The organism is Allobosea sp. UNC402CLCol, assembly GCF_000745475.1.
Classification (GTDB): domain Bacteria; phylum Pseudomonadota; class Alphaproteobacteria; order Rhizobiales; family Beijerinckiaceae; genus Allobosea; species Allobosea spartocytisi.
On the sequence record NZ_KN050692.1, the window covers coordinates 268,194 to 284,214 of the forward strand.

Genomic DNA, 16,021 nt, shown 5'->3' on the forward strand with positions numbered 1-16,021 from the left:
CCTGGCCCGATCGCCATGGAATAGCTGAAAGTGACAAGGTTCTGATCTTTAAGGTGACGACGCCAATAGCCCGAACCGGTTGCGCCGGGCTTCGCGGCTCGGCCTCTTGGGCCTGCTGGCGAGCAAGCGCGGATGGTTGCTGCGAAGCTCTACAATGCGATGTGGAAGGCGCGGCGCGGGGGCGCTGGCGACGAACAGGACAACAAGCCGAAGTACCCGAAGGGTTCGATCGGTGAAGCCTGGGAGCTTTATCGCCGTACACCCGAATGGCCGAAAAAAGCGCAACGGACCCGCGAGGAGTGGGATCGGGTCTGGGCTCGGGTCGAGCCGGTGTTCGCCGACCAGAAGCCGAAGACCGTCACGCTCATTGATGTGAGCGAGTGGCGCCAGTTCGTCGAGGAGACCGTATCCCTCCGCGAGGCGCACCGCTGCATCAAAATCTGGCGCGCTCTTTGGCAGGTCATGGCCGCGATGAAGTACTGCGATGCGGAGAACGACCCGTCGTTCGGCGTCCGCAACACCGAGCCGGCTCCGAGGTCGCAGGAATGGCAGCTCGCGGAGATCGTTCGGATCGGGAAGCGGGCATGGCGGGAAGGCTACAAGGGCCTCGCAGCGATCCTGGCGGTGATGTGGGACGGCATGATGTCGCCAGTCGACGCGCGCACCATCAAGCCCGCTCAGCGGATCAGGCACGGCAACCTGCAGGCGTTCGCGATCACTCGCGGCAAGACAGGCGCCCTCGCCTACGCCCCGATCACTCGTCGCGCAGCGAAGGTCATGGATGCCTATCTGTCGGATAGGAAGGTCGTGGATCTGGAGAGACCGCTTTTCCGGACCCGGCGCGATTCGGACTACCGGAAGAACAGCCTGGCCGAGGACTTCCGCGATATTCGCAATCTCGTCTATCCGGGCGACACCAGGACCCTCACCGACATCCGTCGATCGGGCGCTCTGGAGGCATCAGCCGGCGAGGTCGACCCGAAGGCTCTGTCCGATGTGATGGGGAATACGCTGGCGCAATCAAAGGCACTGCAGCGCACTTACACGCCTGCGCAGATCGCGACGGCGGCCACCGTTCCTGAAGCGAGACGACGCGGCCGGCGGGCAAGATCGGCGAACGAAAACAGCTCATAATTCCGAAATTGCCGGCGTGGCCATTCCGAACTGACCGCAGCCCCCGAAGGGGAAAGATCAATAAGGTGCTGAATTTCTTGGAGAAACATGGCGCGGGCGACGGGGCTCGAACCCGCGACCTCCGGCGTGACAGGCCGGAAATATGCTAATAGCGCCAATGGCGCGTTACAAACTTCAGCCCAGGAATATGCGGGAGAAACGCCCAGTTTTGTAACGCCCCTCTCCCCGAGGAGCGCGCGCCATGGGTGAGCTGAGCAAAATCGAATGGACGGACCACACGTTCAATCCGTGGATCGGCTGCACCAAAGTCTCACCGGCATGCGACCATTGCTATGCCGAGGCGATGATGGATACGCGCTATGGCCGCGTTCGCTGGGGGGCTGGCGAGGATAGGTCGAGGACATCGGCGGCAAACTGGCGCCTGCCTACCCGCTGGGACCGTGAGGCCGCTGCGGCAGGTACGCGGCCATTCGTCTTCTGCGCCTCGCTAGCCGATGTGTTCGACAACGAGGTCGATCCGCTTTGGCGCAGCGACCTCATGGTGCTGATCGAGAAGACGCCAAACCTGATTTGGCTTCTGCTGACGAAGCGCATCGGCAACGTCATCAAGATGACCGACCCCGCGCGCGGCAACCACATGCTGCCGCCGAACGTCGCGCTGGGCGCCACGCTGCCGAACCAGATGGAGTACGATCGCGACCGCATCAAGCTTCGCGAAGCCGGTGCGGCGAACGGCGTGTTGTTCACCTTTGGCAGCTTCGAGCCGATGCTCGGGCCGGTCATCCTCGACTGCAATGCGCCGGACTGGATCATCTGCGGCGGCGAAAGCGGCCAAGGCGCGCGCGAGATGGATCCGCAATGGGCGCGTTCCCTTCGCGATGGCAGCAAGCGGTTCGGCCGCGCCTTCTTCATGAAGCAGATGACCGGCAAGCGTCCGATCCCTGACGACCTGATGGTGCGCGAGTTGCCCGCCTTCGCCCCCACCCCCACCGGGGAGGCCTCCGATGTCTGAGGGGCGGAACACAGAGATGGTGTCGCGGCTTCGCGAGATCGCGATGGGCCGTCTCAAGCCGGACAACGGATCGTCGGTTCCGCTCGCTGACGAACTTCGCGCCGCAGCCGACGCCCTAGAGTCGACCTCCCGCGCCCTGAGCGAGAAGGAGGGGGAGCTGGCGGAGGCGCGGGCTCGAATTCAGGCTCTGGCATGGGAAAAGGACGTAGCGATTATTGCGGCGCGGGATGCGGTCCTCTCCGCAATTGCCGCAAGCCCCGAGGAAGGGTGGCACTACAGCATCAACTTCGGCCCGGACGGAGAGGCCAATTACGCCAACGTCTACGCTCCGAACGATGCTTTCGTCGGCAACCTCAAGACCCACCACGCGGCGATGATTGTCGCTGGCATGAACGCCGCAGCATCCGCCACCAGCCAGCGCGACGAAGCCCTAGCCGCCCTCAAAGCAGCGCGGGAGGCTTTGGAGCCGTTCGCGCGGATCGCTGAAGAATATGCCGACCAGGAAGACGACGACTTTCAGGTCTGGCGCGACTTCGACGTTCTCGGGGCTACGCTTCCGCTTCGCATCTTCCGCGCCGCCCGATCGGCTCTGGAGAACGGCCCTGGAGGTTCTGGTCATGGGCAATAAGCCGACACGCGCAGACCGCATCATTCGACCGGTGAGGATCGAGGGCGACTTGGCTTTCATCCCGCTCAGCCAAAACCTTGAGGCAGTCATTGACGCGTCAGATGCACCACTCGTTGAAGGGCGAAATTGGCACGCGGTCGAAAACCGCAACGTCTTCTATGCGCGGGCTTGCGGGCCTCGCGGGACAAAGCCGCGCCGCATGATCCCGCTGCATCGTCTGCTGATGTCCCCGCCTGACGGTCTCTTGGTCGATCATATCGACGGCAACGGTCTCAACTGCCGTCGCTCAAACATGAGGCTGGCGACGGTCGCAGAGAATACACGCAACCAGCGTCTCAGCGTGGCTAACACAAGCCAGCGAAAGGGCGTTACCTGGCACAAGCGACTGCGCAAATGGGTAGCTTACATCGGCGTATCGGGGCGCACTCTTCATCTGGGGCGTTTCGATGACATCGAAGAGGCCGCAGCCAAGCGCGCCGAAGCTGAAGCGAAATATTACAACGACTTCGCCACCCGTAATAATCGGGGGTGCCTTGTCATGAGCGACGCAAGCGGCTGCGCCAGTCCCACAAAAAAAGATCCAGGGACGGAACAGAGGGAGGCGGGCAATGCGCGCTGATGCTCTCGTTCGCCAGACCCTTGAGGCCGTCTTGCCTCCCAATGTGCCGCCATCGTTCCGCGATATCGTTGGCGCTCGCTTTGTCGGGAAGAATGCCGTCACCGCCGGGCTGATCATGGTCGACGGTCTTCCCGCCACCGTCAGCCTGACGCGATGGGCGTTTGGCTGGTCTCACCGTTTCACCCACATGGAAGGCGGCGCGCTGTCGTTCGAGAACGGCGCATGGGTTCGTGTTGACGACCCACAATATGCGCTGCCGCTCACGGAGGCAGCATGACCCCTCTCTCACCCCCCGCCGCGCAGGGGACGGCAGCGCGACCGAAGCCGATGGACCTCCCGGCCTTGCTCCGAGACGCTTTCCTCGCCGGGCGCGGGCTCAAGGACGGCGACAAGCTGTCCGATGCCGATCAAGCGGCATGGGTGGCCTACGATCCCGAACCCATGCTCGCGTACCAGCGGCTAGTCGCGTTCCTATCCGCCTCCCCATCCCCTGAAGCCTTTCCGGCGAGCGGGGTGGAAAAGCTGCGTGAAGCGGCCGAGTTCGCTTGGTTTCGCGCCGACGATGTTTCGGAGCGCATCCATTCGGGGAAATACCGGGCCAGTCTGAGCGATGTCGAGGATTTACGAAACCAAATCCGCAAGCTCGTCAACCTGACCCGCGCCCTCACCGCTGCCCCAGCGCCGGAAGATCGGTGATGGGCGTTCGGGAAGATATCCGTCGAGCACTCTACGATGCGATCGACTGGCAGGAGAGCCTTGCCGACGCGCAGCGCGGAGACCCGGAACAGTTCAAGGAGTGCAAGGAGCAGGCTCGTCGCTATAGGGCAATTCTCAAGCGCCGATACGGGACATCGAAGTCCATTGCCGAGCAGGCGCTTGAGGGCACGTCCGCAGTCCCGATCACGGAATTGATGCGGAGGAACCGCCCATGACCACGACCAACGACGCCCCAGCGCCGGCTCCGAGCGGGCTGGTCAAGAAGCTCGAAAACGCGGCTGAACTCCTCGCGATGAACGATGCCTTTGGAGGCGTTCAGCTTGTGATCGCCGAGACTATTGCTGCCCTGTCGCCGGCTCCGAGCGGGAGCGGGGTGCGGGAGGCTCTGGCACACGAAGCGAACGAATGGGCCGATCTCGCATCGACTGGTTTTCAATGGCTCAAGAACATTCGCGACGGCATCTCAACCGTCGAGGACGCTATCGCCAATATGGAACAGGGCTTCAAGCACTGCCACGAGGTTCGCGCCCCCCTCGCCAGCGACGCCAGCCCGAGGGGTGAGGCGATCACGGCCCGCTATACGAATTGGCGCGGCGAAACGGCGGAGCGCACCTTCATCCCGCATCGCGTGTTCTTCGGCTCAAACGAGTGGCATCCCGAGCCGCAAGTCCTAATTGAGGCCATGGACTGCGAGAAGGGCGCGCTTCGGACCTTCGCAGCGGCCGGGTTTGCGCATCCCGCGCCCGCCACGGTGGAGAGCTGGCAGGACATTGCGAGCGCGCCGAAGGATGGGACGGTGTTCTTCGGTATCGGCCATGACGATGCTTACCCGCAGGCGATGCGCTGGCAGGCATATTCAGCCGACGAGATCGAGGAAATCGGGGAGCCTGGATACTGGGCCTATTGTGAGGATCTGATCGGCGACGTCACCGGATCAGCCTCTCCTCTGCATTGGCGCCCGATGTTCCCACTGCCATCCGCCGCCCTAGCGCCCGCGACCGAGGGGGGGAAGGGATGAGGGGATTTGATGTGGCATCCGCTAGTGTCCGGCCAGAGACTAGCGAGCGCGAAGCAGATCGAGACGCTGCCAAGATCGCGCGCGCTCATTCGCACCATGCGATGTGGGCTGGCCTGCCGACTGGAAGCATTGAGCAATTCGGTATCGCCCTCGCCCAACGGATTGAAGCCGCCATAGCCTCTGCACCTGCCACAGCAACCGCAGAGCCGCACGAGCGCATTCGAAAGCTGATGCAGGCTCTGGATGAAAGCGCGGCATCCGAAGGGCGTTGGCAACATCGGGCGCAGCACTTCGAAAGGCTCTACGAGGAATGCCAAGCTGCGATGGAGAACGCCGGCTATCTCGGATCGGTGCCTAACTGCATCAAAGAGCTTTGCGCCCGCGCTGAGAAAGTCGAAGCCGCGCCCCCACCTCCGCCCCAATTCCTCGCGACTGAAGACGGAGAGTCCAACGGGAACGAGGAGCGGTTCCCGATCTTTGACAAGCAGCGCTTGGCTCGTCGGATGTACGAACATGAGTGCTACGACAATGGGGTCCGCCCAGAATGGGATAAGGAACTCAAGCCGGTTCGCGCTCGCTACGAAGGCTATGCGGCAACAGCGATTGCCGACCTCTGCCCTGATGAGGTTCTGGAGAACCAGCCTGTAGCACTCGCGGATGCGCGCTCAAAAGACCCCTCCCGCCCCGCCATGCCGAAGGAGGAAGACACCAGCACCACCAAGGAGAAACACGATGGTCAACCGTGAAGCCACGAACGTCGAGAAGGTCGCGTTCGCCATTACCAACCTGACCTATGCCGAGATGATCGAGGTGGGCGCGAGCCTTCGCGACATCATCGGGGACCGGATTGCCGACGACCCCGAAGTGATGACGACCGCGCATGCCGTGGCTGACATCCTCCATAGCTGGGCGGCCGGCGAACTCGTCGAGGAGAACGAAGGCCATGGCTAAGCTGACGAAGGCGCAGCATGCCGTTCTAGAGCGCATGGCGACTGGTGACGAGGTCTGGACGGTCTCGCCGCCCAACCCCTCAACATTCTGGCACGGAGACATGAACGCGCGAGCGCCGTCCTTTGCGACCCTGCATGTGCTGTGGAAGCGCGGCGCAATCGAAGACGGTGAAGCCGAGCGCGGGCGTGGGCACAAATACCGAATCACCCCCGCAGGCCGCGCCGCCTTGGAGCCCAGCGATGAGCGCTGACACAGCCCCTGCCGCGATGCCGGGGGATGAGGACGTGGCGCGGCTTGTCGCTGGCGTGATGAGTCGCGACAACCATGCGCTGGCCTTGCATACCGCCCGAAAGATCAAGGCCCTCTTCGCCCCGATCCTGGCGGAGAAGGAGCGGGAAAAGGAAGCCGCCATTCAAGTCGCTGAGATGAATGCCACAGCCGGCGCATTCTGGGCTGAGCGCGGCAAGAACGCCGAAGCCCGCGCCCTAGCCGCCGAAGCAGCGCTCGCTGCGGAGAGGGCCAACACGGTCGATGGCTCGATCGTCATCCGGCTGGATGACAAAGGCGGCATCGACGAGATTTTCGGCAACGGTGTCCTCTGTCACATTGAGCGGCTGGACAAGGGGCACTGGTTCATCATCCTAACCCGGCCGGACCAGACCCAGGAGGCGTTCTGGCTCAACGGCAAGGGGAAGGTCGAGTTCACGATGCATGAGCATCGGCCGGCCCCAACGACAGGCCCGAATGTCGAGCCATGGACCGTTGCCGCAGCCATCCGGGCGCAGGGCGCACCATGACCCGCGCCAACGGCTTCACCATCACCGGCTGAGAAGCGTCATCCAGAGTAAGACACCGGCCGCAACCCATGCAGCGGCGACGAGCGCAGCTTCAGCATGGCGACGAAGCGCGCGCCGCCACCAAGGCAGCGCCGCCCGCCGCGCCCGCTCCTCGGCATTGTCCCGGCCGATCTGCTCCCAATGGCCCATCAGAACAGATCATCCTTGAAGGGCTCGATGGTTCTCGGATCGTCGTCGCCTTCGCCGGCCTTGTTCACGCGCTTCGAGACGATCCACTCGCCCAGCTCCCGCGGCGGCTGCTTCAGCAACTCCATTCCACCCGAGCCGTCGAGCCAGGCGTCGAAGTCCTGCTTCAGTAGCATGCACGGCATCCGGTCGTGATACTGCGCCGTCCAGGCATTGGCCTCCCGCACGATCATGGTGCAGGTCGTGATCTCTTCGCCGCTCTCCGGATCGCGGAAACGCTCGTAGAGCCCAGCGAAGGCCAGCAGATCGCCATCGGCCGCGGAGAAGAAGTGTGGCACCCGGTCCTTCTTCTCACCCGTCCATTCGAAGAAGCCGCTGGCAGGGATGATGCAGCGCCGGCTCTTATAGGCATGCTTGAAAGTGCCGCTGGTATCGACCGTCTCGACCTTGGCGTTGAAGGTTGAGAGCTTGAAATCCTTGAGCCCGCCCTTGTGCCAGCCGGGGATCAGCCCCCAGCGCGCCTCTCGCAGCTCGCGGCCGGTCTCGCCCTTCACGATGATGTGGATCAAGGTCGTGGGAGCGATGTTGTAGCGCGGCTGCAGATTGCCCTTCTCGGCCGGCAGCTTGTTCGTCAGCGGCTGGCTGAAGGCGACGATCTCGCCCCAACTATAGGCCTGCGAAAAACGCCCGCACATGAACGCCACCCTTTCCCAACGCGCTGGCGCCGCGTCGTCCGTTGTCGAGACGGCCCATGAGGCCTCCCGGCCTCAGCTTACCGCAGCTTCCGCCTTTGGAAACAGGTGGAGGACATAGCGCTCCGGCCTATTGGACTGCCATCCGGCGCAACAGGCCTCGATCGCGGCGCGCTCCGCCTCCTCCCAGACATGCATGTGCTCGATCGCCTCGGACGGCACCTTATCCACCCATCCCAGGTCATCGGCACTCTCAAGTTCGCAGATCGCCCAGTACGCCTTGCCGGCTGTCACGCCCGCTTTCTCGAAAACCGCCTGCGCGGCCGCGAGGCCACGGCTGGTTTCCTCCGGGCTCGCGCCTTCAATCTGCAGATAGACGCTCCTAGTCGCCTCCAATGCGGCGGCGGTTCGGCTCTCCGGGTTGCTCAGATGGAAGTTGGTCATCCTTCCCTCCTTCGATCAGGGTGAGCCCGGTCATGCTGGGGGGCAGATCGGGCGGTGAGGTCCGGCCGATATCGGGACAGTAGGCTCCGCACTTCCTGCCGTATTTCTGCGGCTTTCGGGCCGGGTTGTGCGGGTCCCATGGGCAGCGAGACATGAAGATGGCGACGATCTGAGCGAGTGTCGCGCCCGCTCCATAGTGCCAGGACAGGACCGCGAGGCGGGCGTCGCCCTTGCGCTGGCAGAAGTGGCAGCGAAGGCGCACGAGGATCCACGGAAAATCCCGCAGCTCGGTCTTGTCGTTCGGGGGCTCCATAGCTCATTCGGTCTCGCGAACTGGCCGCGCTCCCTGCGAAAACAGCCCACGCAGATAGCCTCGCGATGTCGAGCGGTCGGCATCCGCCAGCAGGATGATGAAGTCATGAGCCAAGGCGCGTAGGGCAGCGGCCTCGCTGCCGTGCTCCTCCATCAGCATGGAAACAATGCCCGTGATTTCCGCGTCCAGCGTTGTGTCTTCGACATGTTGGTCGGCTGGCTGGGCTGACATGGCTTGCGTCCTCGTGTATGAGAACATTATGAGAACAAACAGCACCGGGGAGTCAAGCCATGAACGTCGACACCTTCTTTCTCCAGCCCTTCAAGACGCACCGAAAGAGGCTCGTTCCGAGCCAGCGCGTGCCGGCGAAAACGAAGCATCACGCGCTGAATGAAGGGGAACGCCTGGGGCGCACGGCCGAAGGCGTCGCCGTTGTCCATGTCGTCGCAGATGATGAGACCGGCGAAGTCGCGTCGATCGATGTCCTCGCCCGCCATGGTGCCATCCCGGAGGAGTTCGAGGAGCAGATCCGCGCGCTATGAAACGCAACCCGCGGCGCGCCTATGACAAGGATGGCAGGGAAATTCCGCCCGCCACCGTTGGTAGCCGCCTCGCTTTGGGCCTGCGCTGTGTCGAGATTTTCTGCAACGAGTGCAAGCACAACAAGAACGGCATCGACGTGAGCGACCTGCCGCCCGAAACGCCGATCCCGGATATTTACCTCCGCTATATCTGCTCCCGCTGCGGCTCGAAGAATCTCATAAGCCGGGGCGATACGCATGAGTTCTATGAGCAGATCGATAAGCGCCGAAGGGAACGATCGGATTAGGCGCCGGTTGATGCTCAATGGGCCGCCTCGTCATCCGCAATAAGCAGGATTTGGCCGCTGCGCTGGAGCGGGCCGACGAATTGATGGGCTGCACGACCGACAGCGACGAAGAACGCGAGATTGCGGCGATCGCGGATGCTGTCGAGACCTATCTGCAATCCATCAGCGTGGCCGGCAAGGCGTCAGAGGGATCGCACATGGAACCCGAAGAACCGATTTCCAACGGAAGGCAACTCGCGCTTCGCATGCAGAAGGCTTACCCCGATCAGGATTGGGTGGCCTTGATAGCGGACCGCTCCGGTGAAACGCGGGATAAGATCGAGTGGCATCTGCAGCAGGAGATCGCGCCGACAGGGGCTATACTTTTCGCGGCCGGGGAACTGCTCGCCGAAGCACATGAGAAGGAAGCCGGTGAAGGCGAGCCGCCGCTCTAGCCAGTCGGCATCTCGTAGACCGTCGCCTCGTCTGCTTCTTCGCGCAGGCCCTTGTAGGAGGCATGACGGAGCTTGCCGTCATCGGTCCAGCCGCGGAACTGGATCTCGGCGACAAGCGCGGGCGTGAGCCAGCGATAGGAGCGTTTGCGGCCGGTCATGTCGATGGCCGGGCGCGGAATAATGAGCCTGTCCATCGCCTTGCGCAGCGCCGCACCGCTTTCAAAGGTGAAGCCGGTGCCGACGCCGCCGACATAGACCAGGTGGTCGCCCCGCCTCGCGGCCAGCAGCAGCCGCCCGATTCCGCCCAGGGCGATCGTCGACGGTTCATAGCCGACGATGACGAAGCTCTCCGACTGGCTGCATTTGATCTTCAGCCAGTCACCACCCCGTCCCGATCGATAGGGCGCATCGCGGCGCTTGGCGATGATGCCTTCAAGCTTCATCTCGCAGGCGAGCTTGAGGAAGGGAGCGCCATCGGCGTCGATCTCTTCGCTCAACCGGATCGAGCCATGAGGCTCGGCCAGCAGAAGATCCTCCAGCATCTGGCGCCGTTCGCTCAGCGGCATCGGGCGCAGATCATGGCCGTTCAGATAAAGCAGGTCGAAGGCATAAAAGATTGCCTCCGAGGCGAAGCGCTTGCCGCCGCGGCCGCCGAGAGCCTTTTGCAGAGCGCCGAAATCGGAAGCGCCGCGCTTGTCGAGCACCACGGCCTCACCGTCGAGGATGGCGCTTTCCACGCCAAGGCTCAGCGCATCATGCCCGATCGTCGGAAAGCGCGGCGTCCAGTCATGGCCACCGCGCGTGATGATGCGTACCCGGCTTCGCTCGATATGGACGGCAAGGCGATAGCCGTCCCATTTCACCTCGAAGGCCCAATCCGGACCGACTGGCGCCCTGGCCTTCAGCAGCGCCAAACAGGGCTCGATGCGTTCGGGCATCGGATCGGAAAACAGATCGCGGTCAGGTTTCCGGCGCCGGGTGACCGGTCCCTTCACGGTGTCGACACCCGGCCCGGCCCTGAGAACGCGACGCGTACCCATCAACGCAACTCCGCAACGAAACGAGTCGCCAACTAACGGCAAGGCGAATCGTTCCCTAACGGAAGCGCAGGCGGTCAGGCCGGGGTGAGCTACGGCGACTTCTCGCGGAATCGCTCGACCGAGCGCCTGACGAGCTCTTTCTCGCTCTGGGCGACGAGAGCGAATGCGGCCACGATATACGCTAGACGCGCCCGTTCTCGCTCGTGGTCTTCTTCCGGAAATTCTCGCTTCAGTTCCTGCCATGCGGCTTCGAGCGCCCCATGAGCCCGCGCGAGATCGACCGGATCCTTCAGTGATGAGAACGGCATATCCGGCGGCTTAAACGCCCGCGGTGGTCCCGGCAATGAAAAAGGACCCATCCTGCCTCTCAGTCAAAGTCTTCGCGGAAGTCCACGCCAATCAGCTCGAGCGCCCTAAACAGGGTAGTCAGGGTGGGATTTCCGCCATCGCGGATGAAGGCCTTGTAGATAGCTGACCGGCTGAGCCCGGTCTGCGCCGCGAACTCCTTCACGCCGATCTCAAGGATGACATCGCCAATGGCCTTCGCGATGGCGCGCGGATCGCTGTTCTTGAAGGCAGCCTTGATGTGAGCGACGCGGCCCTCAGCCGTGTCAAGATCATGCTGGACGAGTGGCCGGGTCGTTTCGGATGCCATCGGTTGGTCGCGCTGCTTCGATCGGGAAGGCGCTCAATGCGGAGCGCTGGCGACACGTCAACTCGGCGCGGTCGCCTCGGAACCTCGGGTTTGCGCGCAGAGACCGACCGCAATGCTGCGCCGAAGGTGTCGAAATAGGCCTGTGCGGTGCCGCCAATCCAAAGGCGATCCATGATCTCCAACGCGTCATTCAACGCGGATGGAGATGATCATGATGAACCGACGTGCGACTGTGATCCCGCACCCCACCGACCCCAAAAGGTTCCGGATAATCTGGGACGCTCCAGAGCCCAACGAGGCGCCGGAGATTGAGGTTGAGTTGCTGAGGCCGAACGTAACCCGGCCGCCCAGGCGTTCATTGCGCCGGGTCTGAAACAAAAAAAGCCCCGCCAGCCAGAGCTGACGGGGCCGTTGATCGAAAGAGCCAGCGTCAGGGGTCAACGTGCTCCGGCATCGCCTTCAACTCGTCCTTGGTCCAGTTCGTCACGGCGTGCACGTTTCCGTCTTCATCACGCATAAATTCGAGCTGGTTGATCGGTATGGGGACCGGCTTGGTACCGATTCCGAGGAAGCCGCCAACATCGATAATGGCCTGCGCCATTGGGCCGGAGCCGTAGACATGCGAGATCGAGCCGATTTTTTCGTCGCCCGGCCCATAGATGGTGGCGCCGTCGAGAACGTCGGGCGTCAGGTCGGTCGATGAAAGGCGGGTATGCTGAGAATGATCCATCGTCTCCTCCCAGGGTTGTTTCAGAATTAACGGTCAGAAGACGACCGCGTTCCTCGCAGTGCCGGCTCAAAGCAAAAAGGGCCGCCGCTCCCGAAGGAACGACGGCCCAAGTTCAGGGAGGAAACGCCCAAGGAGGGCCGCCCCTTACGAGGGCGAGGCGATCGGCGGCCGGAGCCGCGATCTATGTTCGGCGCCGGCGCGGCGCTGGCTTCGTGACCTGCAACTGCTTCAGCATCTCCTGAGCCATGATTTCGGCTCGCCGGACAATCTCGGCGTCCTCAGCGCGCTCCTGGCTGATGGCCAGCATCTTCTCGAGCGAGACGGCGATGCGCTCCATGATCGCGGTCAGCTTCAATTGCTCGGCGGCCATTTCCTGAAGCGGTCGCATATCTGCGATCGACAGCCCCGGGATCAATCGATCGCCGGACGGCGTTGTCGGGCTCTTCCGATCCTTCAGGTACTGACGGATCATCACGGCGCCGATGGCAAGGCCAGCGACGAGCGTGCCGATCGCGTTCTCTGGGGTGATACCTTCAGGGAGAACCATCGGCGACGACCCTGTCCATGCTCGCGGCATCCTTGGTCGCGGCGACGATGTTCATCGCGTCGAGGACAAGAAGGCCGGGATACACAGCAAGGCCAGTCGTCGCCGCATCGGAGGCCAGCAGGCCGAAGGTGATCTGAAGCCAGAGGAAGCAGGACAGAAACGACGCCAGAGCCCGCACATGCGGCGACCAGCGACCGTACCATGTGCCTGAAAACGTCCCGTTCACGACGAGTGCCAGCAGCCGGAAGACCCCGATCGCGATGGCGAACCACCCCCAGGTGCTCTCGTTCATCATGGCCGCCATCTGGGCCCAGGCAGGGTTGCCGGCGAAGGTTGGAGCCGGGCCGATCAATATGCAGCCCCACGCCACCATGATCCCGGCCAGAACCCATTCGGAGCGCCGGGCCGGGAAATGGTCATGGATGCCGAGGTAGATCCGGACCGGAAGCGGGTGATTGCGGTAGGGCACCGGCCTCCTCCTATCCCGCGGTCACGCTCGGGTCTTCCACCTTGCGAGCCATTTCCGGCGTGGTGCGGATCTCGCTCACCTCCGGGAGTGCGGCGGCCGAGGCGACCAGACCAGCCTTGCGGCGGACATAGAGCCCCCAGACCGTCGGGATCAGCCACATGACGAAGGCGACCACCACCGTCTGCCCCTGCGCATCGAGCACTCCGTAGGTGCCGAGCGCGGCCGCGGCTGATTGGACGACGGTGCGGATAAGGCTGAGGATCTGTTCGTTCATGGCTCAGGCTCCTTTCTTCGCGGATTCGATCGCCTGCAGCGCCTTCATCGTTTCGCCGATGGCGATAGCGAGATCGGCAGCGGAGCGCGGCGGTTTGGCGCAGAACTGCGCGAGCACGACCTGTCCCTGCTGCGCGGCGGCGCGCACCCTCTCCGGCGCGAGCAGGTCGACGGTCAGCGCCGCCGTCTGCAGATCGGCGCAGCGGGCGGACAACCGATCGCTGACCTGCGCGATCTGGCTGTCCAGCGTCTGGCAGCCGGCAAGCGCCAGAGATCCCAAGGCGACGAGCGCCAGGACGACACGTTTCATGTGATGCTCCGGGGTGATGAGGGTGCGGCAGGCCCGGCCGCTGCGGGATCAAAGGCGCGGCACCGCATTTGCGGAGATGCCGGTCATGTAGACTGGAGTGTTCTCAGATGACCCAATCGGCTCCACATCGGCACAAGCGAAGCACGGAGAGGCTGAGCTCAGAGGCCGTAGAATTCATGTTCGCCACGGCGCTCGTTGCGACCCAAATCACCTGGATCGGTGCAATAGCGTTCTGCTTCTGGAAGGCCGTGCAACTGATCGTCAGATGATCAAGCGGTGGCCTTAGCCGCAAAGATAGCCGCCATGAACTGGCGATAGAAGCCGGCGATCTCTTCCCAGTGGTCCGTGAGGTTGACCGTGCGGCGCGCGTTCTTCAGGTCATCGGGTCCGGCGTTCGGGAGATAGAAGGAGATGCCCTTCCCCTGCCCGTTCCATCGGCCGTCAATCAGGCCGGAAAACATGAGCTCGGCAGCGAACTCGGGATCGAGCGCACGATCGGGATCAGAGGCAATGCCCTCACGGTCGTAATTGTCAAACCAGGTCAATTGAACGATTCCCCGGCCATAATAGACGTGGCCCCACGGCCCGGCTGGCTTGCTGTAGCCCTTGTCGGGATAGTGCTTGGCCACATAGGCGCGGGCCGCCGCGTCGGTCTTGCAGAAGCCCTCCCGCACCGGCACCATGCCGGAGCCAACCTCGCGCCGCGCCGTGGCGAGCCCATAGCCCAGCGTCTTGTCGCGGCCATCCCCCGTCTTCGTGAAGCCGTCGAGGATGCCTTCAATGCCTCGGACCTGACCGGGCGAGAGCGACGTGCCGAACATCGAAGCTTTGCCCGACCTGAGATAGGCAAAGAACTTCGCGCGATCGATGGCCAAGACGCCCTGCGGTCTTCCCGCCGCCGCCGCGCTCAGCGCTGCAATCGTCTTCGGTCCAACGATCCCGTCGACATGCAGCCCATGTGACACCTGAAACGCCTGAACGGCCGCCTTCGTCGCCGGCCCCGGCTTGCCGTCAACCACAAGCGAATAGCCGAGCGCGACCAGCGCCCGCTGAACTGCGGTCGTGTCCATGAAGTGCTCCGAGCAAAAAGAAACCGCCTCAGAAGGCGGCTAGACGGGCCAAGCGTTGCGCTGCTCAGCTTGCGCCGGATTTGGCCAACAGGCCGGGCTTTGTCGATTTCGCAAAATCGAGAATGCGATCATGCACCGGATCGCTGAAATACCGCCGAACGAGCACAGACAGGGCAATGAGCGCCGCGATATAGATCGCTAAAGCGACAAGCGGGTATGCCGAGACGAATGGCGCGAGTGGCCTGACGATCATGATCAGGCTCACATGGAAGAGATAGAGTTCATAGCTGTTCCGCCCAAGATAGCTCAGTGGGTCAAGCCGCCGTCTTGGCTCGAAGGTGGAAGCTGCAATGACCAAGCCAGCCGATACACCCATTAAGAACGGGCCAATCGCATAGTGAAATTGCATGCTGACAAATAGATAGGTCAGCAGCATCGCCGTCGCGCCGCCCCAGCGGGTCAGAAGCCGGGTCACAGGCGTGAAGAACTGCTGCAGGCGGTTGAAGATGATCGCGACAAAAGCGCCCATCGCGATTGCGTCAAAGCAACCGAAGTAATCCCAAGGGGTAAAGTGCAGGCTAGAGCTTGTCGCTCGATAGATGGGTCCGTAGGCAATGATTGAGACGAGCGCTGCCACTATTAGGCCGCGCCAAGCAAGGCCGCGGCAAAGAAGCGGATACCAGAGGTAGAACATCTCCTCTATGGCCAGCGACCAGAGGATTAGCCAAGCTGCAACGCGATACCCCTCGTGCCAGTGAACGAAGACATTAAAACGGAATGTCAGAGCATACCACGCCATCTTCAGCGTCGACATGTCGTCTGGCACAGCGAGCCCATCGACCCCCGATTTGCTGACGGCCACCAAGAAAACAAGGAAGAGCAAGAACAGCGGTAGGATTCTAGCGGCACGCCGCACATAGAAATCCGGAAGCGCGACTGCGCCGAGAGCCCCGTTTCGCTTGAGAATATTGGTCGTTATCAGAAAACCGGAGACGACGAAAAAGACGGTGACGCCGTAATATCCGTTGCCTGCTGGCCCCATGATGGTGACGCCGAAAGGCAGCGTGAGATACTGTCCGTAGTGCAAAGCGATGACGGCGAGGATCGACAGCCCCCTCAACCGTCCTACCGTGACATTGAACATCGCGCCCTC

At 62.8% G+C, this 16,021-nt stretch carries 28 protein-coding genes; 15 read left to right on the top strand and 13 right to left on the bottom strand.

Translation table 11 applies throughout. The features are described from left to right. Positions 1 to 132: 132 nt before the first annotated feature. From GY40_RS23775 to GY40_RS23830, 12 genes are all read left to right on the top strand, one after another. Entirely contained in the window at positions 133 to 1,134 is a 1,002-nt protein-coding gene (locus GY40_RS23775) for a hypothetical protein (protein ID WP_038367776.1), read from the top strand. Positions 1,135 to 1,375: 241 nt separating this feature from the next. Next, positions 1,376 to 2,146, top strand: a complete 771-nt coding sequence (locus GY40_RS23780) for a DUF5131 family protein (protein ID WP_051988458.1) — start codon at positions 1,376 to 1,378, stop codon at positions 2,144 to 2,146. A 16-nt stretch (positions 2,147 to 2,162) separates the two neighbouring features. Next, positions 2,163 to 2,774 carry a hypothetical protein gene (locus GY40_RS28060; RefSeq protein WP_038367777.1) on the top strand — a complete coding sequence of 204 codons (612 nt, stop codon included), beginning with the start codon at positions 2,163 to 2,165 and terminating at the stop codon, positions 2,772 to 2,774. After that, entirely contained in the window at positions 2,764 to 3,393 is a 630-nt protein-coding gene (locus GY40_RS27305; RefSeq protein WP_197062809.1) for an HNH endonuclease, read from the top strand. Before GY40_RS28060 ends, GY40_RS27305 begins: the two co-directional genes overlap by 11 nt. After that, positions 3,383 to 3,670 (top strand): hypothetical protein, encoded by a 288-nt coding sequence (locus tag GY40_RS23795; RefSeq protein WP_038367779.1) that lies wholly within the window; start codon positions 3,383 to 3,385, stop codon positions 3,668 to 3,670. Before GY40_RS27305 ends, GY40_RS23795 begins: the two co-directional genes overlap by 11 nt. Further along, positions 3,667 to 4,089: a hypothetical protein gene (locus GY40_RS23800; RefSeq protein ID WP_156116055.1), complete on the top strand. Its 423-nt coding sequence runs from the start codon at positions 3,667 to 3,669 to the stop codon at positions 4,087 to 4,089. The genes GY40_RS23795 and GY40_RS23800 overlap by 4 nt, the downstream gene beginning before the upstream one ends. Continuing rightward, positions 4,089 to 4,325 carry a hypothetical protein gene (locus GY40_RS23805; RefSeq protein WP_038367784.1) on the top strand — a complete coding sequence of 79 codons (237 nt, stop codon included), beginning with the start codon at positions 4,089 to 4,091 and terminating at the stop codon, positions 4,323 to 4,325. The genes GY40_RS23800 and GY40_RS23805 overlap by 1 nt, the downstream gene beginning before the upstream one ends. Next, positions 4,322 to 5,128, top strand: a complete 807-nt coding sequence (locus GY40_RS23810; RefSeq protein ID WP_038367787.1) for a WYL domain-containing protein — start codon at positions 4,322 to 4,324, stop codon at positions 5,126 to 5,128. Before GY40_RS23805 ends, GY40_RS23810 begins: the two co-directional genes overlap by 4 nt. Before the next feature lie 101 nt (positions 5,129 to 5,229). Continuing rightward, entirely contained in the window at positions 5,230 to 5,874 is a 645-nt protein-coding gene (locus tag GY40_RS23815; protein WP_156116056.1) for a hypothetical protein, read from the top strand. Continuing rightward, positions 5,861 to 6,079 carry a hypothetical protein gene (locus GY40_RS23820; RefSeq protein WP_038367792.1) on the top strand — a complete coding sequence of 73 codons (219 nt, stop codon included), beginning with the start codon at positions 5,861 to 5,863 and terminating at the stop codon, positions 6,077 to 6,079. The genes GY40_RS23815 and GY40_RS23820 overlap by 14 nt, the downstream gene beginning before the upstream one ends. Next, on the top strand, positions 6,072 to 6,329 hold the full coding sequence (locus tag GY40_RS23825; protein ID WP_038367794.1) for a hypothetical protein: 258 nt from the start codon (positions 6,072 to 6,074) through the stop codon (positions 6,327 to 6,329). The genes GY40_RS23820 and GY40_RS23825 overlap by 8 nt, the downstream gene beginning before the upstream one ends. After that, positions 6,319 to 6,876, top strand: coding sequence for a hypothetical protein (locus GY40_RS23830; protein WP_156116057.1), 558 nt, complete (start codon positions 6,319 to 6,321; stop codon positions 6,874 to 6,876). The genes GY40_RS23825 and GY40_RS23830 overlap by 11 nt, the downstream gene beginning before the upstream one ends. 188 nt (positions 6,877 to 7,064) lie before the next feature. Here the strand turns inward: GY40_RS23830 and GY40_RS23835 are convergent, their stop codons facing one another. The 3 genes from GY40_RS23835 to GY40_RS23845 all read right to left on the bottom strand — a co-directional run bounded on the left by GY40_RS23835 (position 7,065) and on the right by GY40_RS23845 (position 8,742). Then, the gene (locus tag GY40_RS23835) at positions 7,065 to 7,757 is read right to left on the bottom strand and encodes an SOS response-associated peptidase (RefSeq protein ID WP_038367799.1); all 693 of its coding nucleotides are present in this window, start codon (positions 7,755 to 7,757) and stop codon (positions 7,065 to 7,067) included. 72 nt (positions 7,758 to 7,829) lie between these two features. Beyond that, a complete protein-coding gene (locus GY40_RS23840; RefSeq protein WP_051988459.1) occupies positions 7,830 to 8,198 on the bottom strand; it encodes a hypothetical protein in 369 nt (122 codons plus the stop codon). 316 nt (positions 8,199 to 8,514) lie between these two features. Then, the gene (locus GY40_RS23845) at positions 8,515 to 8,742 is read right to left on the bottom strand and encodes a hypothetical protein (protein WP_156116058.1); all 228 of its coding nucleotides are present in this window, start codon (positions 8,740 to 8,742) and stop codon (positions 8,515 to 8,517) included. Between the two features lie 59 nt (positions 8,743 to 8,801). Here GY40_RS23845 and GY40_RS23850 point away from each other — a divergent pair, with 59 nt between their 5' ends. The 3 genes from GY40_RS23850 to GY40_RS23860 are packed head-to-tail and all read left to right on the top strand — an operon-like array spanning position 8,802 to position 9,774. Continuing rightward, positions 8,802 to 9,053 carry a hypothetical protein gene (locus tag GY40_RS23850; protein WP_038367804.1) on the top strand — a complete coding sequence of 84 codons (252 nt, stop codon included), beginning with the start codon at positions 8,802 to 8,804 and terminating at the stop codon, positions 9,051 to 9,053. Next, positions 9,050 to 9,340, top strand: a complete 291-nt coding sequence (locus tag GY40_RS23855) for a hypothetical protein (RefSeq protein WP_051988460.1) — start codon at positions 9,050 to 9,052, stop codon at positions 9,338 to 9,340. The genes GY40_RS23850 and GY40_RS23855 overlap by 4 nt, the downstream gene beginning before the upstream one ends. Positions 9,341 to 9,357: 17 nt before the next feature. Further along, positions 9,358 to 9,774 (top strand): hypothetical protein, encoded by a 417-nt coding sequence (locus tag GY40_RS23860; RefSeq protein WP_038367806.1) that lies wholly within the window; start codon positions 9,358 to 9,360, stop codon positions 9,772 to 9,774. Here GY40_RS23860 and ligD read toward each other — a convergent pair. From ligD to GY40_RS26775, 10 genes are all read right to left on the bottom strand, one after another. Then, a complete protein-coding gene (gene ligD / locus GY40_RS23865) occupies positions 9,771 to 10,814 on the bottom strand; it encodes a non-homologous end-joining DNA ligase (RefSeq protein ID WP_051988461.1) in 1,044 nt (347 codons plus the stop codon). The genes GY40_RS23860 and ligD overlap by 4 nt on opposite strands. A gap of 89 nt (positions 10,815 to 10,903) precedes the next feature. Beyond that, entirely contained in the window at positions 10,904 to 11,173 is a 270-nt protein-coding gene (locus GY40_RS28065; protein ID WP_197062810.1) for a hypothetical protein, read from the bottom strand. Between the two features lie 8 nt (positions 11,174 to 11,181). Then, entirely contained in the window at positions 11,182 to 11,469 is a 288-nt protein-coding gene (locus GY40_RS23870; protein ID WP_038367809.1) for a helix-turn-helix domain-containing transcriptional regulator, read from the bottom strand. Positions 11,470 to 11,899: 430 nt separating this feature from the next. After that, the gene (locus GY40_RS23875) at positions 11,900 to 12,199 is read right to left on the bottom strand and encodes a PRC-barrel domain-containing protein (RefSeq protein WP_038367811.1); all 300 of its coding nucleotides are present in this window, start codon (positions 12,197 to 12,199) and stop codon (positions 11,900 to 11,902) included. Between the two features lie 181 nt (positions 12,200 to 12,380). Beyond that, on the bottom strand, positions 12,381 to 12,746 hold the full coding sequence (locus GY40_RS23880; RefSeq protein ID WP_038367814.1) for a hypothetical protein: 366 nt from the start codon (positions 12,744 to 12,746) through the stop codon (positions 12,381 to 12,383). After that, positions 12,733 to 13,215 (bottom strand): hypothetical protein, encoded by a 483-nt coding sequence (locus GY40_RS23885; RefSeq protein WP_051988462.1) that lies wholly within the window; start codon positions 13,213 to 13,215, stop codon positions 12,733 to 12,735. The genes GY40_RS23880 and GY40_RS23885 overlap by 14 nt, the downstream gene beginning before the upstream one ends. A gap of 10 nt (positions 13,216 to 13,225) precedes the next feature. Continuing rightward, positions 13,226 to 13,489, bottom strand: a complete 264-nt coding sequence (locus tag GY40_RS23890) for a Pam3-gp28 family putative phage holin (RefSeq protein ID WP_038367816.1) — start codon at positions 13,487 to 13,489, stop codon at positions 13,226 to 13,228. A 3-nt stretch (positions 13,490 to 13,492) separates the two neighbouring features. Next, positions 13,493 to 13,798 (bottom strand): hypothetical protein, encoded by a 306-nt coding sequence (locus GY40_RS23895; protein WP_038367819.1) that lies wholly within the window; start codon positions 13,796 to 13,798, stop codon positions 13,493 to 13,495. A 269-nt stretch (positions 13,799 to 14,067) separates the two neighbouring features. Further along, positions 14,068 to 14,868 (bottom strand): peptidoglycan-binding protein, encoded by an 801-nt coding sequence (locus GY40_RS26770; protein WP_051988463.1) that lies wholly within the window; start codon positions 14,866 to 14,868, stop codon positions 14,068 to 14,070. A gap of 64 nt (positions 14,869 to 14,932) precedes the next feature. Continuing rightward, entirely contained in the window at positions 14,933 to 16,012 is a 1,080-nt protein-coding gene (locus GY40_RS26775) for an acyltransferase family protein (protein ID WP_051988464.1), read from the bottom strand. Positions 16,013 to 16,021: the final 9 nt, after the last annotated feature.

What these genes read in the sequence shown, in the direction of transcription:
- GY40_RS23775 (WP_038367776.1), top strand. Translation starts at nt 133, where the DNA reads ATGGTTGCTGCGAAGCTCTACAATGCGATGTGGAAGGCGCGGCGCGGG.
- GY40_RS23780 (WP_051988458.1), top strand. Translation starts at nt 1,376, where the DNA reads ATGGGTGAGCTGAGCAAAATCGAATGGACGGACCACACGTTCAATCCG.
- GY40_RS28060 (WP_038367777.1), top strand. Translation starts at nt 2,163, where the DNA reads ATGGTGTCGCGGCTTCGCGAGATCGCGATGGGCCGTCTCAAGCCGGAC.
- GY40_RS27305 (WP_197062809.1), top strand. Translation starts at nt 2,764, where the DNA reads ATGGGCAATAAGCCGACACGCGCAGACCGCATCATTCGACCGGTGAGG.
- GY40_RS23795 (WP_038367779.1), top strand. Translation starts at nt 3,383, where the DNA reads ATGCGCGCTGATGCTCTCGTTCGCCAGACCCTTGAGGCCGTCTTGCCT.
- GY40_RS23800 (WP_156116055.1), top strand. Translation starts at nt 3,667, where the DNA reads ATGACCCCTCTCTCACCCCCCGCCGCGCAGGGGACGGCAGCGCGACCG.
- GY40_RS23805 (WP_038367784.1), top strand. Translation starts at nt 4,089, where the DNA reads ATGGGCGTTCGGGAAGATATCCGTCGAGCACTCTACGATGCGATCGAC.
- GY40_RS23810 (WP_038367787.1), top strand. Translation starts at nt 4,322, where the DNA reads ATGACCACGACCAACGACGCCCCAGCGCCGGCTCCGAGCGGGCTGGTC.
- GY40_RS23815 (WP_156116056.1), top strand. Translation starts at nt 5,230, where the DNA reads ATGTGGGCTGGCCTGCCGACTGGAAGCATTGAGCAATTCGGTATCGCC.
- GY40_RS23820 (WP_038367792.1), top strand. Translation starts at nt 5,861, where the DNA reads ATGGTCAACCGTGAAGCCACGAACGTCGAGAAGGTCGCGTTCGCCATT.
- GY40_RS23825 (WP_038367794.1), top strand. Translation starts at nt 6,072, where the DNA reads ATGGCTAAGCTGACGAAGGCGCAGCATGCCGTTCTAGAGCGCATGGCG.
- GY40_RS23830 (WP_156116057.1), top strand. Translation starts at nt 6,319, where the DNA reads ATGAGCGCTGACACAGCCCCTGCCGCGATGCCGGGGGATGAGGACGTG.
- GY40_RS23835 (WP_038367799.1), bottom strand. Translation starts at nt 7,757, where the DNA reads ATGTGCGGGCGTTTTTCGCAGGCCTATAGTTGGGGCGAGATCGTCGCC.
- GY40_RS23840 (WP_051988459.1), bottom strand. Translation starts at nt 8,198, where the DNA reads ATGACCAACTTCCATCTGAGCAACCCGGAGAGCCGAACCGCCGCCGCA.
- GY40_RS23845 (WP_156116058.1), bottom strand. Translation starts at nt 8,742, where the DNA reads ATGTCAGCCCAGCCAGCCGACCAACATGTCGAAGACACAACGCTGGAC.
- GY40_RS23850 (WP_038367804.1), top strand. Translation starts at nt 8,802, where the DNA reads ATGAACGTCGACACCTTCTTTCTCCAGCCCTTCAAGACGCACCGAAAG.
- GY40_RS23855 (WP_051988460.1), top strand. Translation starts at nt 9,050, where the DNA reads ATGAAACGCAACCCGCGGCGCGCCTATGACAAGGATGGCAGGGAAATT.
- GY40_RS23860 (WP_038367806.1), top strand. Translation starts at nt 9,358, where the DNA reads ATGGGCCGCCTCGTCATCCGCAATAAGCAGGATTTGGCCGCTGCGCTG.
- ligD (WP_051988461.1), bottom strand. Translation starts at nt 10,814, where the DNA reads ATGGGTACGCGTCGCGTTCTCAGGGCCGGGCCGGGTGTCGACACCGTG.
- GY40_RS28065 (WP_197062810.1), bottom strand. Translation starts at nt 11,173, where the DNA reads ATGGGTCCTTTTTCATTGCCGGGACCACCGCGGGCGTTTAAGCCGCCG.
- GY40_RS23870 (WP_038367809.1), bottom strand. Translation starts at nt 11,469, where the DNA reads ATGGCATCCGAAACGACCCGGCCACTCGTCCAGCATGATCTTGACACG.
- GY40_RS23875 (WP_038367811.1), bottom strand. Translation starts at nt 12,199, where the DNA reads ATGGATCATTCTCAGCATACCCGCCTTTCATCGACCGACCTGACGCCC.
- GY40_RS23880 (WP_038367814.1), bottom strand. Translation starts at nt 12,746, where the DNA reads ATGGTTCTCCCTGAAGGTATCACCCCAGAGAACGCGATCGGCACGCTC.
- GY40_RS23890 (WP_038367816.1), bottom strand. Translation starts at nt 13,489, where the DNA reads ATGAACGAACAGATCCTCAGCCTTATCCGCACCGTCGTCCAATCAGCC.
- GY40_RS23895 (WP_038367819.1), bottom strand. Translation starts at nt 13,798, where the DNA reads ATGAAACGTGTCGTCCTGGCGCTCGTCGCCTTGGGATCTCTGGCGCTT.
- GY40_RS26770 (WP_051988463.1), bottom strand. Translation starts at nt 14,868, where the DNA reads ATGGACACGACCGCAGTTCAGCGGGCGCTGGTCGCGCTCGGCTATTCG.
- GY40_RS26775 (WP_051988464.1), bottom strand. Translation starts at nt 16,012, where the DNA reads ATGTTCAATGTCACGGTAGGACGGTTGAGGGGGCTGTCGATCCTCGCC.